Source organism: Tabrizicola sp., from assembly GCF_041913445.1.
GTDB lineage: Bacteria > Pseudomonadota > Alphaproteobacteria > Rhodobacterales > Rhodobacteraceae > Tabrizicola.
The window spans coordinates 323064-336683 of record NZ_JAYSFG010000002.1; the positions used below are offsets into that span (position 1 = coordinate 323064).

The window sequence follows — 13620 nt, forward strand, 5'->3', positions numbered from 1 at the left end:
AGATGGCGCGTGCACCGAAGCTTCCGCAGATCGACACCGAAGAGCGGTTCCTGGCGCAGGTCGCCTGGGCCTACCATGTCGAAGGGCTGACGCAGGAGAAGGTGGCGGAAAAGCTGGGGGCCACGCGGCTGCGGGTGAACAAGGCGCTGTCCGAGGCCACGTCGCGGGGCCTGGTGCGGATCACCTTCAACACCGCCTTCGCCGCCTGCGCCGAGCTGGAGGCCGCGCTGCGCGCCCGTTTCGGCTTGCGCCAAGCCTATGTCGCGCCTGCGCCGATGGACCCCCGGGACGTGCAGATGATCACCGGCGCGGCCCTGGGGAACCTCTTGTCCGAGGTGCTGGCCGACCCCAAGGTCCGCCTTTTCGGCATGTCCTGGGGCGGCACGCTGAACATCGCCACCCGTTTCGTCGCGGCGATGGAGCGGCCCGACCTCGAGGTGATCAGCGTGATGGGGGGCCTCACGCGCGGGTCGGACCTGAACAGTTTCGAGATCACCACCCGCCTCGCCGACCTCGTGGGCGCGCAGCACAGCTACTTCACTGCGCCCCTTTATGCGGGCAGCCGGGAAAGCCGCGATACGATCATGCAGCTCGACGTCTTTCGCGAGGTGCTGGAAAAGCTGCGCGGCGTCGACGCTTTGGCGATGGCGGCGGGGGATATCTCGAAGAACTCGCTTCTCATGCGCGACGGGTTGCCGGGGGACGTCACGATGGAGGAACTCACGGCGCTGGGGGCGGTGGGGGACGTGCTGGGCGTGGTGATCGACGCCGAAGGGCGGCCCATCGCGCATCCGATCAACGAGCGCGTCATCGGGATCGGGCTGGATGATCTGAGCGGCATCCCCAACGTCATCCTTGCCGCCGGGGGGCCGCACAAGGTTCCGGTCGTGCGGGCCGTGCTGAAGCGGCAGGTGGTGAACACGCTGGTCACCGACGAAACCACCGCGCGCGCGCTCTTGGAGCGGGCATGATGCACATTGGCATCGACCTTGGCACCTCGGGCATCAAGGCCGTCCTGATCGAGGATCTCACCCGCGTCATCACGGTCGCGAGCGAGCCCGTCGCGGTCAGTCGCCCCAGGGTGGGCTACAGCGAACAGGACGCCGACCTCTGGGTCTCGACCGTGCTGACCTGCCTTGACCGGCTGGCGGCCGACGCCCCGCGCGAGATGGCGGCGGTTCGGGGCATTGGCATCTCTGGCCAGATGCTGTGCGCGCTGATCCTGGACGCGGGTCTAAAGCCTCTTCGCCCGGCGATGCTGTGGAACGACCAGCGCGCACTGGTCGAATGCGCGGAGCTTCTGGAAGCCGTCCCGGACATCGGACGGCGGACGAACGGGACGCCCGACCCCGGCATCACCGCGCCCAAGCTCATGTGGCTGAGGAAGCATGAGCCGGCCCTGATGGACCGCGCGCGGATGCTGATGCTGACCAAGGATTATGTCCGCCTGGCCCTGACCGGAGAGGTCGCGTCCGAGCCTTCGGACGCCGGGGGGACGCAGCTTCTGGACGTGGCCTCGGGCCAATGGGACGCGGACCTGTGTCGTGCGGTGGGCTGGGACCCTGCCCATCTGCCGCCGGTCGTGGACAGCTGGGCCGAGGCGGGGCGTCTGAAGCCAGACCTGCTGCAACGCTGGGGGATGACGGGCCCGGTCTCGGTCGCGGCGGGGGCGGGGGACAACATGGGCTCGACCCTGGGCGCGGGGGGCGCGCGGCCGGGGGATGCGGTCTTGACCATCGGCACCTCGGGCGTCGCCTGCATCGTGGATGCAAGCTTCCACCCGGGACCGGAGCGCGCGATCCTGACCTCGGCCCATGTGGCGCCCGATGTGTTCCTGTCGATGGGCGTGGTCATGTCGGCGACGGCCAGCCTGGATTGGGTCGGACAGGTGACGGGACGCAAGGTGCCGGAGCTGGATGTCGAGGCCACGGCCTTCATCGCGGCGGAGGGGCCGGCCGCCGCGCCGCTGTTCCTGCCCTGCCTGACGGGCATCCGCACGCCCTTGAACCGTCCGGACATGACGGGGCGGATCACGGGGCTTCATCCCGGCGTGACGCCCGCGATGCTCGCCTATGCGACGATGGAGGGGGTGGCCTTCCAGTTCGCCGATTGCGTCGCGGCGCAGACCGAAGTGGGCGTGCGGCCCGAGCGCTTCACGGTCGTCGGCGGCGGCACCCGCAGTGCGCTGTGGCTGAAGCTTCTGGCGACGGCGCTGAACCGGCCCGTCAGCATGATCGAGGGGGCCGACATGGCAGGTCCGCGCGGGGCAGGGCGTCTGGCGGCCGTCGCGGCGGGGGCTCCGCTGTCCTGCCTGCAGGAGCCGGTGGCCGCTGCGGGCGTCATCGACCCGGATCCCGACCTGAGGGATGTCCTGGCCCATCGCCGTGCGGCGATGTGGGCGCCCGTCTGACCGGTCCTCAGGGGTTGCAAAGCGGACAGGACCCGGGGTCCGCCTCGGTCTTGCCGTCCGGCAGGGGGAGAAGCGTCTCGGCGCCGCAGGCCGTGCAGCCGTGAATGTCGCCACCGGGCGTTAGCGTCGGGCCGCTGCACCAGGCGCAGGGCAGGGCGGGACCTTTCCGCAGGAACCCCCAACCCGGGGCCGCGCAGTCGGGGCAGCGCCGGGCAAGGCGCGCGGAGAGTTGCTCGGCCAGGCGAGCGATCATCATCATCCTGCGCGGGTTCAGATGTGCCCGCATGTCGGTCTGGAGGATGGCCGGTCCGTCCGCAGTCGCAGCGGCCAGAATGCGCTGCAGCTCTGCCCGGTCCCGGATGCCTTTCGCAACGGGGTGGGCGCGGTTGGAGGCCAGGCTCACGACCACGGCCGTGTCCGGAAAGCCGATGCGACCCAGGAAGCCTGCGGCCTCGGCAGGCGAAGGGACGGCGAGCTGGTCGTAGCAGGGGGCGGGGTCGGTCAGGACTTCTACGATCTCGTGCCCGGTCCGGCTGTCGAGCCAGAGGAGAAGCTCGCGCCCCTGGGCCAGGAAGGGGATCACCGGATGGGGGCCGTAGGCGCCCTCGCTGGCAAGGCCGACCGGCAGGCCGGTGGCGGCCATGGCCGCCCGCGCCTTGGCCCGGGCGGCATCCAGCATCGTGCCGACCCGGGGGCGTTCGCCGGTGAAGGTCCCGAAGGCATCGGTATCAAGCCCGTCGGGCACCGTGACCGCGATCCCAAGCGCGGCCAGCGGCGGCGCAATCGCCGCCGCCTTGCCGTGCATCGTGCCAAGCGCCACCAGGTCCGGCAGCGTCACGCGGCCAGACCCGTGGCCGCCTGGCCCGTGTCCCACCGCAAGCCGGGCAGGTAGCGCGCGGCGACACAGCCGTCCTTCAGCGCGAAGAGGTGGAGCCAGCCGTTGTCGAAAAGCTGCCGCACGCCCTCGTGCTTGCGCAGGATCTCGGTCATCGCCTCGACCGGGGCCTCGACCATCACCGAAAGCCGCAGGGGATCATGGGCCTGCGACTGGCCGTCATGCACCGTCTGGATCGGCAGGCCGGGGCGGAGAAGGCCGCCATTGCCTTCGACCACCCCGATGCCGCCGACCACGTTGTGGATCAGCTTGTTGCCGCCACCGAAAAGCTCGGGCGCGACGGTCGAGCCGTAGTATTGCAGGCTGATCCAGCTTGCCACGACGACGGGGGCGGTCAGAATCAGTTCCAGCGTCCCGAACCCCTTGTCCGCCGGCCAGTCGTAGCTGTGCAGGAAGGCGCGGCCCTGCAGGTCTCGTCCCGCGGTCGCCGAACGGGGGGCGGCGATGAAGGCCGCGCAACCGGCAAGACCCCATTCGGGCCGCACTTCCGCCCAGTCGGCGGCGCGCTGTACCAGGGTATCGCCCGTGGCTCCTGGCAGGCGCAGGGCCCGCTCCGCCCGGGCCAGCGTTCCGGCGGCGGCGAGCCAGGCTTCGGCCTGGGCCAGGTCGGCGGCGTGGCCGGGAGCAGGGTTGTCGCGGTACAGCGTCACCTTGTCGGTCACCGTGTCATGCAGCCCTGCGACGAACAGGGTGTCCTCGGGAAGCGTCAACCCCAGCGCAGGCAGGCCGGCGCGGGTTTCCGGGTCGTTCAGCAACTGGGCCAAAAGACGCGCGGAGACCTCCCCGGTCTGCCCGCAGCAGGCGCCGCAATGGTAGGCGCTTTCGTGCGGGTTGTTCGTCACCTGCGCCCCATGGCCGACCAGCAGGACCAGCCGCGCATGGCCCTGCGTCAGGCTCATGGCCCGCAGGACCGCCGCCGCCATCTGCGCCTTGGCCTCGGCCGAGAGCCCGCCCTCGATCTGCGGCATCGGGCCGGGAGCCATGCCGGCTCCGCCAAGGCCCAGAGCATCGCGGACCAGCTTGCCGCCATAGGCGGGGCCTGCCGCCTCGACGAAGGCGAAGGAGGAGACGGCCGCCTGCCGGAAGCGGCCCCACGCGCGCTTGGCGCGGGCCTTGATCCGGGTTGCGGTTTCGTCCGCGTCACTGCCGTGGCTGGTCGAGACCAGCGCGGGGTTCAGGAGAGCGGGCAGATGCGCCTGCACTTCGTCAGTGCCCGCAGGACGGTGGGCGACCGGCAAGCCGAAGAACCCGGCAAAGCCGATCGTCTCGACCCGGTCGTGCTGGCTTTCCAGCGCGCGGCGCAGGACCTCGGAACGCACGTCGATGCAGAAGGCGGCCTGCAGCGCGGGCCGGCCGGACAGCGTTGCGGGGCCGGTCAGAAGGGCTGCGAGCTTGCGCTGGTGCGCGCGTTCGGCGGCCTCCTGCAGGACGGCGTCCACAGCCTGGTCGGGCGTCGGCAGAAGCGGCTGGGCATGGGCCAAGACCGTGGCCTGCCAGCCTTCGCCGATGGACGGGACGTGGGCCAGAAGCGCCTCTTCCCAGACCAGCCGGATGGCAAGGAGGTCGGTCAGGGTGGCATCCGTTCCGCCCTTCAGTTCGGCCTGCCACAAAAGCCAGCGCGCGTGCATCGGCCAGCCGCCCAAGTCGACGAGCAGCCGGTGGAAGGCGGTCTCGGCGGCCTCGGCGGTCAGGCCCAGCCGTTCGGCCGCGCGCAGGACGGCCCGCTCGGCAGTATCCGGCGCCTCGGCCACATGGGCGCAGAAGCCGGTCAACCCGGCGATCTCGGGCGTCAGGTCGTGAGTCGCCCATTCCCGCCAGGCGGCGAAGGCGCCGTGACCGGGCCGGGGCGTCCAGAGCGCCTGTCCCCGGTCGAAGTAGCCTGCGGCCCAAAGACCGAAGCTGCGGTCGATCACCGCGTGCCAGTCGGTGCCGGTCGCCCGGGCGGCCAGTTCGGCCACCGTGGGCAGCGCCCGGGGCGCAGGCGCGGGCGTCTGCATCCGCGTCTTGAGCCAGGCCAGGTCCTGCGGCTTCACTGGCGAGGGCGAGGCGATCAGGGCGGCTGCAAGGTCGTCGTCGGTGATCTCGCCCGCCGCGACCTTTGCGGCCAGCTCGGCCCGGGGCCGGGTCAGGCTGATCCCCGCCACCCGCGCGAGCCGGGCCGAGGCCTGTGCCAGGTCCTCATGCGTCTGGCCGAGGAAGGGGTTCACGGCGACCGTCGCGTCCAGCGGAAAGGCGGGCGGGATGGCGCGGGCGGCGGCCTCGGCGGCGTGGAGGAGTTGCGAGGCCAGCGACGGTGCGATCTGCGTATGCTTCAGGAACATGGGATCTCTCCGGTCAGGATTTGGTCGCCGTCCGGAAGCCGCCGATCATGCGGTCCAGAAGCGCATTGAGGTAAAGGCCGTTCGCCAGGTGTACCCGCAGGCCGGCGGTCGAGGGGTGGTGCGCCCAGAGCGGGAAGAGGGCCTGGGCAAAGGCCACGAGGCCGAAGGACAGGACGGCCAAGACGATCAGCGCCCATTCCAGCGGCCCCGCGACGGGGACTGGGGGCAGGGCAGGGCCCCAGATGGCCTGGGCCAGGACCTGGAAGGTGAAGTAGGCGAGTGCTGCCCCCAGCGAAGCGGCCACCGTGCGCCGGGTCAGCGCGCCCGGGGCCGCATCGGCCAGGCCTTGGGCGATCAGGTAGGAGACGCCGAAGATCAGCATGGTGCCGAGGGCGAGCGCCTGGGCCGACTTCTCGCCCAGAAGGGCGGTGAAGCCCAGGGCGACGGCGATGTAGAGAACAAGCGCCAGGGCAAAGGACCGCGCCACCGCCCAAAGTCCGGGTGCGGCCACCGGGCCGGGCTTGCGCACCGCGTTCACCGCCCGCACTGCCCCGCCCGAGGAGAGGAAGGCATGGGCCTTGTAGAGCGAATGCGCCACGATGTGCAGAAGCGCCAGCGCCCAGAGGCCAAGGCCGCATTGCAGCAGCATGAAGCCCATTTGCGCTACGGTCGACCAGGCCAGCGCCGTCTTGACCGCGCTTTGCGTCAGCATCACCAGCGCCCCGAAGATCGCTGTGAACCCACCGATGACGACCAGCGCCGCCATGGCGCCCGCGCTGTGCTGCACCAGCCCCGACAGCGTGATCAGAAGGACCCCGCCCGAGTTGATGATACCCGCGTGCAGAAGCGCCGAGACCGGGGTCGGAGCCTCCATCACCTCGGTCAGCCAGCCGTGCAGCGGGAAGGCGGCCGTCTTCAGCGCGGCCGCCAGTACCAGAAGTGCCACCGCGACTTGCGCCAGTCCCGGAAGGGCCGTCGTCGCGGTCAGGGCGGCGATCTCGACCGTTCCAAGGCTTTGCCACAAAAGGGCCGAAGCGAGGACCAGCGCCAGGTCGCCCGCGCCCCAGACCCGGATGAACTTTGCCGCCGCCCGCCGCGCCTCGGGCCGCTCGGGGTAGAAGAGCAGAAGCTGCCGCAGGACAAGGCCCGTCGCGATGAAGGCCAGGACGAGGACCGGCAGGACGGCCGCCTGGACAAGGATCAGCACCAGCGCGATGGCCGCCAGCGTCAACGCATGGAACCGGCCCTCGCGCGCCTCGCCGTCAAGGTAGCGCCGGGAATAACGGGTGACGATCCAGCCGACGAAGGCCACGAGAAGCGCAAGCGTCCCGCTGATGGCATCGAGCCGGACCAGCGTGACCCCGGCCAGCGCAAGCTGAAGCGGCCCCACCAGCCAGAGTTGCACAAGCGCCGCCACCCCCAGGCCAAGGGCGGAAAGCGCCGCAGCCTCGGCCAGTTGCGGCAGGCGGCCCGGACGACGTCCGGGATGGATAAGGAAGGGGCAGGCAGCTGCGAGCAGCAGCAGGGGCGCAAGCGCGATCAGCGGAAGGGACGACATGGGCAGGCTCCGTTGCAGGATCTGCCCAGCGATTTAACCCTTGTCGGGATTTCAGAAAAATACATATAATTCACCATATCGTTCTATCTGGTAGAAGAATGGCCCAGCTCAACCTGCACCATCTTCGCCTGTTCCGGGCGGTCGCCAGTGACGGGACGCTGACCGGCGCGGCGCGGGCGCTGAACCTGTCGCAGTCGGCACTGTCCAGCCAGATCAAGGCCTTGGAGGCCTCTCTGGGCCAGGATCTGTTCGAACGCCGGGGCCGGGGCCTGGTGCTGACGGAAGCGGGGCGCATCGCGCTCGACCATGCCGAGGCGATCTTCCGGACGGCCGAGGATCTTGCAGCGACCCTGCGCGAGACGGGCCGGGCGCGGCGCGCCTTGCGGGTGGGGGCGCTGGCGACATTGTCGCGCAACTTCCAGATGCAGTTCCTGCGGCCGCTGATTGCACGGTCGGATGTCGAGGTCGTGCTGCGCTCGGGGTCGCAGGAAGAGCTGTTGCGGGATCTCGAGGCGCTGGCGCTGGACGTGATCCTGACCAATGTCGCCCCCGCCCGCGACGCGACGAGCCACTGGCTGGTACACAGGTTGGACGAGCAGCCGGTCAGCCTGATTGGCACCCCGGCCCGGGTCGGACCGAAGGCCGCGTTGCGCGATCTGTTGGCCAGCCAGCCCCTGATCGTGCCGACGCGTGAAACCGGGCTGCGCGCGGCCTTCGATGCGCTGGCCGCGCGGCTGCAGGTGACGCCGATCTATGCGGCTGAAGTGGACGACATGGCCATGATCCGTCTCCTGGCGCGTGCCGATGCGGGACTGGCGGTGATCCCGCCGATCGTCGTGCGCGACGAGTTGCAGTCGGGGGCGCTGGTCGAGGCAAGCCGGCTGGACGGCATCGGCGAGACGTTCTTTGCGGTGACCCGCGAGCGCCGCTTCCCAAATCCGCTGCTGCGCGATGTGCTGCCCGGATGATCCACGCGGAGGGCTTCGGCTTGATGGCTTCCGGGGCACTTCTGACCAGCCGCAACGCGCGGCCTTAATTATTCGGGGAGAGATGGCGCCCCCTTCTCAAGAGGATCGAACAGCAGCGCGGGCGTGCAAAGCGCAAGGAGGTGCCGTGTTTCGAGGCATCCGCAAGGCTAACCCCGGCCGTCCGATCCGGGCCTTTGAAGTCGGCTATCTAGGGATGGGTGGCGGAGAGGGTGGGATTATGTGGAATTTCTGTAGAGCTTTGATTTAGCTACATAAAAATATGCTGCTAGTTCCCACGTTAGTGCCCATTCTGGTGCCGATTCCAGTGGGTGGCCGGGGGCCTTCAGTTCGCCTGCAGAGAATCGCTCAGGCCCGTCAGCTTTCATCAGTTTGGACTACGTGGCCTTTTGTGCGTAGTGGGCTTTCAGTTTGTCCAGTATCTCGTCACACTCGTGGACAAGCTGGTTTTTCTCAGGCCATAAGTCTGGACCACTGACCCCAGCAATCGCACGGCGTGCTTCTATATCTGCCTTCTCCTGAATTAGGGCGGTCTTGTCCCTCAGGGCTTTGAGTAGTCTAGCTTCGATTATGTCAGTCACGCCTAGCCTCCAGATGTTGCGCACAAAGGCTACAGGACTCTGTGCATGCCGCGATACCCCCAGAAGTAACGGACGTGCCTAAGCATCGTGGCCTGGACCAGACGCGCCACTCAGTCTCTGCGCCTCACGCTCTTCGTGCCACTCCTTAACGAGCTTGCAGAACTGGCCGATCCACGGGGACCAGATGATTTGCTCAGTCCCGCCCAACGGGATGAAGCCTGGATGGTCCTCAGGGTCCAGGACCCACGTTCCTATGATCTCGCCGTCCATGGTCACGACATCGCCGCTTTCCTTGTCGCCATAGCCATCCATGATGACGTGGTAATGGTCCATTCTACGGCTCCGGTAGGTCGTAGGGGTGTGGCGCTCAGGGAACCCTGTGGCATGCGAACGGCGGGTCTGAACGGCACTTCGCTTCTTCCAGGCCCTCAGGCGTCCACGACGTATGCACCATCGATCCGAACGCGATTGTAGCCTTCCGCTACCATCGTCTTGGCTACCCGAACAGCATCGGCCATGTCGCGGCAGATGTGATAGACTAGGTGGGACTTTCGGCCCGAAACAGTGACTGTGTGGTCAAGCATGATCAACCTCCTACGCTCTAGCCAAAGCATACCAAAATCTATAGGTTGTGGCGATACCCCTGTTGGACCCAGATGTAGAGTTGGCGCATAGTTTCGATCCGCTAGCGCCTAGCCGAGTTCTCGCGCTCCACCAAGATCGTGATATCGTCGGGTTCTACGCCAACGACCACAGGGTCTCCCCCGCCAACAAAATGGATACTGGTCATGCCCTTGCCATACTCCGTCATGAAAGCGATATTGTCTGGATTCACCCATGCTGTTAAGCCATTCGGTCGCGCAAGTGCAATAAAGCTAGCCATGTCATCTCCTTTGCTCTGGCCGAAGCATACTAGAACTCATGGGTTAAAGCTATACATCTGACGGACCCATATGCGGAGTTATCCACAACTAAGATTGGTGGTCGTTGTGATGATAGCGGCACACGGTTGCCATACCTACCAAAAATCGGCTAGCGGTTGTTCCAGTCGATTGAGGGGCAGGGTGCCTAAGGGGAAAGCGCATGATTTTCAGATTCTCTACCGCCTTCATTGCCTTCTTTCTTCTTCCAACAATGAGCTTGGAAGCTCAAGAGGTCCAAAAATGGAACTGCTTGGTTGAAGACTTCAAGGGGTTTAGCGACAAGGATCAGCAATTTATCGAAGCGAATATGAAGAAGAAATTCACGCTTTTCGTCACCCCAACTGAAGTCTCAGTCAAAACGGAATCGGAACGGTATGATGACAGCGAGGAGCGGTTCATCTTTTTTGCATCTGATTCACTTGCGCGTCACGCCATTGCCGAGTCCGTGATCAGTCTTGAGACAATATCTATTGCCAGTGACCCTCAGAGGCTCATAAGTGAGCGTGGTTATTTTCAGGCAACCATCACCATCCAGAGCAACATACTTGCAAACTCTTGGCTACTCCGTTGCTTTGAGTGAAGGCGGCTGTTTCTCTATGAGGTTGCTAACGACACAAGCCGCAGGGCAATCGGCACAATCTGTAGTGCGGTGCCAAATGCGATGACCAGGAGGCCCCGTCGTGCCCCACGTGAAGATGCAAGCAAGTTCTGAACCATAGGCAATTTTAGGTTCTCTTCGTGAGTTCCGCCTGACCAACGCGAAACCCCTATATTGACTGCATCGGACTCTCTCAGGATGACGGCGCGGGCAGTTAGCCAAGCCCCAACCAGCGTAATCCCTAGACCTAAACCTGTAAGGATATCCGAAGTCACGTTGTCCAAGCGATACCTCCTATGCCTTTGGCAGCTTATTTCTAATCTTCTCAAGCTCTCCGGCGATCTGATGCAAGCCTTTCGTGACCCAACCACCACGGAAGCCATCTTTGGGTTCGAAACTGTATGATAGGCTTTCGCGAACGCTAGAGCCGGGCATTGTTGCCCAACTGATCGTAGCAGCGAAGACCTTTTCAGAAATCTTCGTGGAAAGAACGCCTTGAGTAGTCAGAGACTGACCAGGTGGTAGCAGCGAGATTGTCCAGGTTGTCTTGGTAGGGTCATCAGGCGGGTTGCCGTTCGGCTTTTCCAAGGCTGGCGATAACTCAAGCTGAACGTCAAAAGCTGTTGCGTTGCCTGTGTTGCGAAGCGTGAGATTGAGGGCGATGGCGCTTGATTCACTAGATTCAAGCAAACAAACGACAAAAGGTCGTGCCGTCATAGCCGCCAACGCCTTCGTTTCTACAGCTAGAACGCGGGTGACCCGCCACAGGGCGATAGTCGCCAAGGCTGTCACGAAGGCTGCGACAAGCTGTGCGACTGCTAGTGCGTTTGCGGGTTCGGTGAACCACCCGACCAGGCTTCCAAACATACATCGGTCTCCGCATCACTATATTGCAGTCCGTTCGCAGGTGGTGCAAAAATCCACAAAATACGATATCGGTCCTGCCTATGTTCAACCATGGATGTGACGATGGCAAGAGTATCCACAACGACCGACTACATCGACGTTGATGGCGATTATGGTTCGGTCGCAGGCGTTGAAGTCTCATGCGACAGGTGCGGACACTCAGAACAAAGCGGCGGAACTCACGATGGCTCACTCAGCCGATGCGCATACCTCCTACGGGAAAACTGCCCGCGTGGCGAAAAGAACTACTACGTTGTGAATCCTTAATTTCTGGGCTTAGCATGAAAACAAAGCAGGTAAAGAGGCCGAGGCCCAACCTTCAAAGTGCACATGACTACCATCGCGAGGGGAGCTACTCTATCCATCCGGCAAAGCATTTTACGTTTGAAGAGGAGCGAAGCGAAGAGATCGAACGTATCGCCAAAGAATTGCGCGAAATTGGCAAGAAATTCCCGCGAACTCAGAACGTCGAGTATGCGCTTCTAAAAGCTCATCTCATTATCGAATACGCTATTACGCAGTATATCAGGGGTTATGCGACGGTCGCTGTGACTGACAAGGACATTCGACTAAGCTTCAGTCAGAAGCTAGAAGTCGCCTACCTCCTGGGATTCGGCGCTAACGACCCTATCCTTTTGCCGACTGTAGAAGGCATTAACAGGCTAAGAAACCAAATTGCTCACACTTTCGAACTAGATCGGGTTCGGCTGGACGAGGTTTTTCGGATCAACAGCGAAGACTATGAAAATTTCTCTATCAAGGATGATAGAGAAAGGGTGACCCACCTTCGATGGATAGCTCGCTACATATGCGCCATAATACCTGGCACTATGCTGGGGGAATATGCTTCTATGAAATACCATGAACGTAAGGTTAGAAGTGCTACTTCAGAATTCGGACTGTCCCCTTTAACAGATTTGGAGTGACCGATGGCCTTCCTCAATTTGTTACCACATCGTAATCGCCGGTCTTGGGATTGAATGTCATCCTCACAGTGTGAGGCCAGTCTTTAGATGCTTCCTGGAATAGTTCGATAATTTCCGGGAAAGGAATGCGCCACACGGTCTTGTTTCGATCAAAATCAGACACAACGACAAGATCGGACCAATTTCGGTCCTTCCCGCGAAACACGAAGCTTAGATATGCATGAATGCACTGATTGCTTAGATAGCTTACGGACTTCTTTTCTGCTTTCTCGGCATTCCAATCGTAGTTTTCTTCCAGGCGATGCCAGTTGCCTTTTGTTATGCTTTGCGTAACTGGGGCGCAGAACACGTTGAGCTTCTTGTCGGCTATGCGCGAAGAAACCTTGTGCAGTTCGATCAGCCTTCGGACTATGAAGAATCCGATCATCACATCGCGCTCCACCGTGCAAACAGCACGTTCAGACCACCGCTTGGGCTTCAGAACCGGACGAATAGTCTTGGCTATGCGGGCCAGTTCTTCCTTCCAGTAGAGGGACTCAATTGTCATGCCGTCTGGCCTCCTTGCACTTCCACCTCATCAAATGAAGTCGTGCTTCGATTGGGAGTGGACTTGGTTAGGCCCGCATGTGGATACTTCTTCTTGAGAACTGACTTAATGCTCTCGATAGTTTCCGGCGTGGCCTTACTGCCTACGATGACCCGTTGAACCGCATCTGCCGGAAAGTTTACAACGTGCACAGGGTCATCGTCACTCCCGTATATGGCATCCACTTGGTCTACTTGCGCATACAAACGCCATTCACGCTCATAAGTCCAGTCGGTCGTTTTCGACATGAATGAGGCGGATACGTTCTCAAGTGGCTCTTCTACCATTCCATCAAAGTAGATCACTTTCTGAAGGCGGTTCTTCTTCCCGTCCTTGCGCTGCTTGAACCATTCATGATCAGTGTCGAAGGCAACAACAAATCCTTGGTGATTGTCCGCATAGTGCGCCCACATGGGTGCGCTATCGGCACGTTCAGAAAGCGAAAAGCAAAGCAGGTTGCGACCAAAATCTTCTAGAAGCTGTTGGGCGTATTGGGGATCGTTCAACAGAGGTAGCATCACCGTATCGATGGTTCCTTGTATCTGTATCCGCAGTAATTGTAGAAAATCTCCGCCTTGTTGGGCTTCAATCATCTGAATGATGGCTTGTGGATGAACTCCGTCAATGCCAAACTCTTTCATCTTTTCCACTAGCATCGCTTCGAAGTTGGCTTCGCTTGTGGCGATGTCCATTTGCTCGCCAAGCATCTTCAGAAATCGTGGACCTGCAAATTTCTTGAATGTTGAACGAATTTCGAAGCTGTCGTTGGTATTCATCAACGGTGTGAATCGCACCGTTCCTTGCTCAAGAACATTCTGAATGCGAGCTACCGAGAGATACTTGAATAGATGTTTTGGTGGGGGAGGGGGGTCATCAAAGCTGTTGATATCGAATGAACCCATTAGTCATTTCCAATCCGAGGCTGTTGCA

Annotated in this window: 14 protein-coding genes; 5 read left to right on the top strand and 9 right to left on the bottom strand. The window is 62.8% G+C overall.

Features of this window, described 5'->3' with window-relative positions:
• Nucleotides 1-2 precede the first annotated feature (2 nt).
• On the top strand, nt 3-971 hold the full coding sequence (locus tag ACE3Q6_RS03870) for a sugar-binding transcriptional regulator (RefSeq protein ID WP_374428688.1): 969 nt from the start codon (nt 3-5) through the stop codon (nt 969-971).
• Complete coding sequence (gene xylB, locus ACE3Q6_RS03875) at nt 968-2410, top strand: xylulokinase (RefSeq protein ID WP_374428690.1); 1443 nt, start codon at nt 968-970, stop codon at nt 2408-2410. The genes ACE3Q6_RS03870 and xylB overlap by 4 nt, the downstream gene beginning before the upstream one ends.
• A 7-nt stretch (nt 2411-2417) precedes the next feature.
• Here xylB and ACE3Q6_RS03880 read toward each other — a convergent pair whose 3' ends face one another.
• From ACE3Q6_RS03880 to ACE3Q6_RS03890, 3 genes are read right to left on the bottom strand one after another with little or no spacing between them, the layout of a single operon-like run.
• Nucleotides 2418-3248 carry a DUF6671 family protein gene (locus tag ACE3Q6_RS03880; RefSeq protein ID WP_374428692.1) on the bottom strand — a complete coding sequence of 277 codons (831 nt, stop codon included), beginning with the start codon at nt 3246-3248 and terminating at the stop codon, nt 2418-2420.
• Nucleotides 3245-5626: a YbcC family protein gene (locus ACE3Q6_RS03885; protein WP_374428694.1), complete on the bottom strand. Its 2382-nt coding sequence runs from the start codon at nt 5624-5626 to the stop codon at nt 3245-3247. Before ACE3Q6_RS03885 ends, ACE3Q6_RS03880 begins: the two co-directional genes overlap by 4 nt.
• A 13-nt stretch (nt 5627-5639) precedes the next feature.
• Nucleotides 5640-7184 carry a proton-conducting transporter membrane subunit gene (locus ACE3Q6_RS03890; protein WP_374428696.1) on the bottom strand — a complete coding sequence of 515 codons (1545 nt, stop codon included), beginning with the start codon at nt 7182-7184 and terminating at the stop codon, nt 5640-5642.
• A gap of 98 nt (nt 7185-7282) precedes the next feature.
• Between ACE3Q6_RS03890 and ACE3Q6_RS03895 the strand changes: the two genes are divergently transcribed.
• Complete coding sequence (locus ACE3Q6_RS03895) at nt 7283-8152, top strand: LysR family transcriptional regulator (RefSeq protein ID WP_374428698.1); 870 nt, start codon at nt 7283-7285, stop codon at nt 8150-8152.
• Between the two features lie 395 nt (nt 8153-8547).
• Here ACE3Q6_RS03895 and ACE3Q6_RS03900 read toward each other — a convergent pair whose 3' ends face one another.
• The 3 genes from ACE3Q6_RS03900 to ACE3Q6_RS03910 form a co-directional block, all read right to left on the bottom strand.
• The gene (locus tag ACE3Q6_RS03900; RefSeq protein WP_374428701.1) at nt 8548-8751 is read right to left on the bottom strand and encodes a hypothetical protein; all 204 of its coding nucleotides are present in this window, start codon (nt 8749-8751) and stop codon (nt 8548-8550) included.
• A 78-nt stretch (nt 8752-8829) separates the two neighbouring features.
• Nucleotides 8830-9084 (bottom strand): hypothetical protein, encoded by a 255-nt coding sequence (locus ACE3Q6_RS03905; protein WP_374428704.1) that lies wholly within the window; start codon nt 9082-9084, stop codon nt 8830-8832.
• A 352-nt stretch (nt 9085-9436) separates the two neighbouring features.
• Nucleotides 9437-9634 carry a hypothetical protein gene (locus ACE3Q6_RS03910; protein WP_374428706.1) on the bottom strand — a complete coding sequence of 66 codons (198 nt, stop codon included), beginning with the start codon at nt 9632-9634 and terminating at the stop codon, nt 9437-9439.
• A 200-nt stretch (nt 9635-9834) separates the two neighbouring features.
• Between ACE3Q6_RS03910 and ACE3Q6_RS03915 the strand changes: the two genes are divergently transcribed.
• Nucleotides 9835-10254, top strand: a complete 420-nt coding sequence (locus tag ACE3Q6_RS03915) for a hypothetical protein (RefSeq protein WP_374428708.1) — start codon at nt 9835-9837, stop codon at nt 10252-10254.
• A 312-nt stretch (nt 10255-10566) separates the two neighbouring features.
• Here the strand turns inward: ACE3Q6_RS03915 and ACE3Q6_RS03920 are convergent, their stop codons facing one another.
• Complete coding sequence (locus tag ACE3Q6_RS03920; RefSeq protein WP_374428712.1) at nt 10567-11139, bottom strand: hypothetical protein; 573 nt, start codon at nt 11137-11139, stop codon at nt 10567-10569.
• Between the two features lie 320 nt (nt 11140-11459).
• Between ACE3Q6_RS03920 and ACE3Q6_RS03925 the strand changes: the two genes are divergently transcribed.
• On the top strand, nt 11460-12104 hold the full coding sequence (locus ACE3Q6_RS03925; protein WP_374428714.1) for a hypothetical protein: 645 nt from the start codon (nt 11460-11462) through the stop codon (nt 12102-12104).
• Between the two features lie 13 nt (nt 12105-12117).
• On the opposite strand, the gene ACE3Q6_RS03930 is transcribed toward ACE3Q6_RS03925, so the two are convergent.
• Both ACE3Q6_RS03930 and ACE3Q6_RS03935 read right to left on the bottom strand, forming a co-directional pair.
• Complete coding sequence (locus tag ACE3Q6_RS03930) at nt 12118-12651, bottom strand: hypothetical protein (protein WP_374428716.1); 534 nt, start codon at nt 12649-12651, stop codon at nt 12118-12120.
• The gene (locus tag ACE3Q6_RS03935; protein ID WP_374428718.1) at nt 12648-13592 is read right to left on the bottom strand and encodes a DUF2971 domain-containing protein; all 945 of its coding nucleotides are present in this window, start codon (nt 13590-13592) and stop codon (nt 12648-12650) included. The genes ACE3Q6_RS03930 and ACE3Q6_RS03935 overlap by 4 nt, the downstream gene beginning before the upstream one ends.
• Nucleotides 13593-13620 lie beyond the last annotated feature (28 nt).

What these genes read in the sequence shown, in the direction of transcription:
- ACE3Q6_RS03920 (WP_374428712.1), bottom strand. Translation starts at nt 11,139, where the DNA reads ATGTTTGGAAGCCTGGTCGGGTGGTTCACCGAACCCGCAAACGCACTA.
- ACE3Q6_RS03930 (WP_374428716.1), bottom strand. Translation starts at nt 12,651, where the DNA reads ATGACAATTGAGTCCCTCTACTGGAAGGAAGAACTGGCCCGCATAGCC.
- ACE3Q6_RS03935 (WP_374428718.1), bottom strand. Translation starts at nt 13,592, where the DNA reads ATGGGTTCATTCGATATCAACAGCTTTGATGACCCCCCTCCCCCACCA.
- ACE3Q6_RS03870 (WP_374428688.1), top strand. Translation starts at nt 3, where the DNA reads ATGGCGCGTGCACCGAAGCTTCCGCAGATCGACACCGAAGAGCGGTTC.
- ACE3Q6_RS03885 (WP_374428694.1), bottom strand. Translation starts at nt 5,626, where the DNA reads ATGTTCCTGAAGCATACGCAGATCGCACCGTCGCTGGCCTCGCAACTC.
- ACE3Q6_RS03910 (WP_374428706.1), bottom strand. Translation starts at nt 9,634, where the DNA reads ATGGCTAGCTTTATTGCACTTGCGCGACCGAATGGCTTAACAGCATGG.
- ACE3Q6_RS03915 (WP_374428708.1), top strand. Translation starts at nt 9,835, where the DNA reads ATGATTTTCAGATTCTCTACCGCCTTCATTGCCTTCTTTCTTCTTCCA.
- ACE3Q6_RS03895 (WP_374428698.1), top strand. Translation starts at nt 7,283, where the DNA reads ATGGCCCAGCTCAACCTGCACCATCTTCGCCTGTTCCGGGCGGTCGCC.
- xylB (WP_374428690.1), top strand. Translation starts at nt 968, where the DNA reads ATGATGCACATTGGCATCGACCTTGGCACCTCGGGCATCAAGGCCGTC.
- ACE3Q6_RS03905 (WP_374428704.1), bottom strand. Translation starts at nt 9,084, where the DNA reads ATGGACCATTACCACGTCATCATGGATGGCTATGGCGACAAGGAAAGC.
- ACE3Q6_RS03890 (WP_374428696.1), bottom strand. Translation starts at nt 7,184, where the DNA reads ATGTCGTCCCTTCCGCTGATCGCGCTTGCGCCCCTGCTGCTGCTCGCA.
- ACE3Q6_RS03925 (WP_374428714.1), top strand. Translation starts at nt 11,460, where the DNA reads ATGAAAACAAAGCAGGTAAAGAGGCCGAGGCCCAACCTTCAAAGTGCA.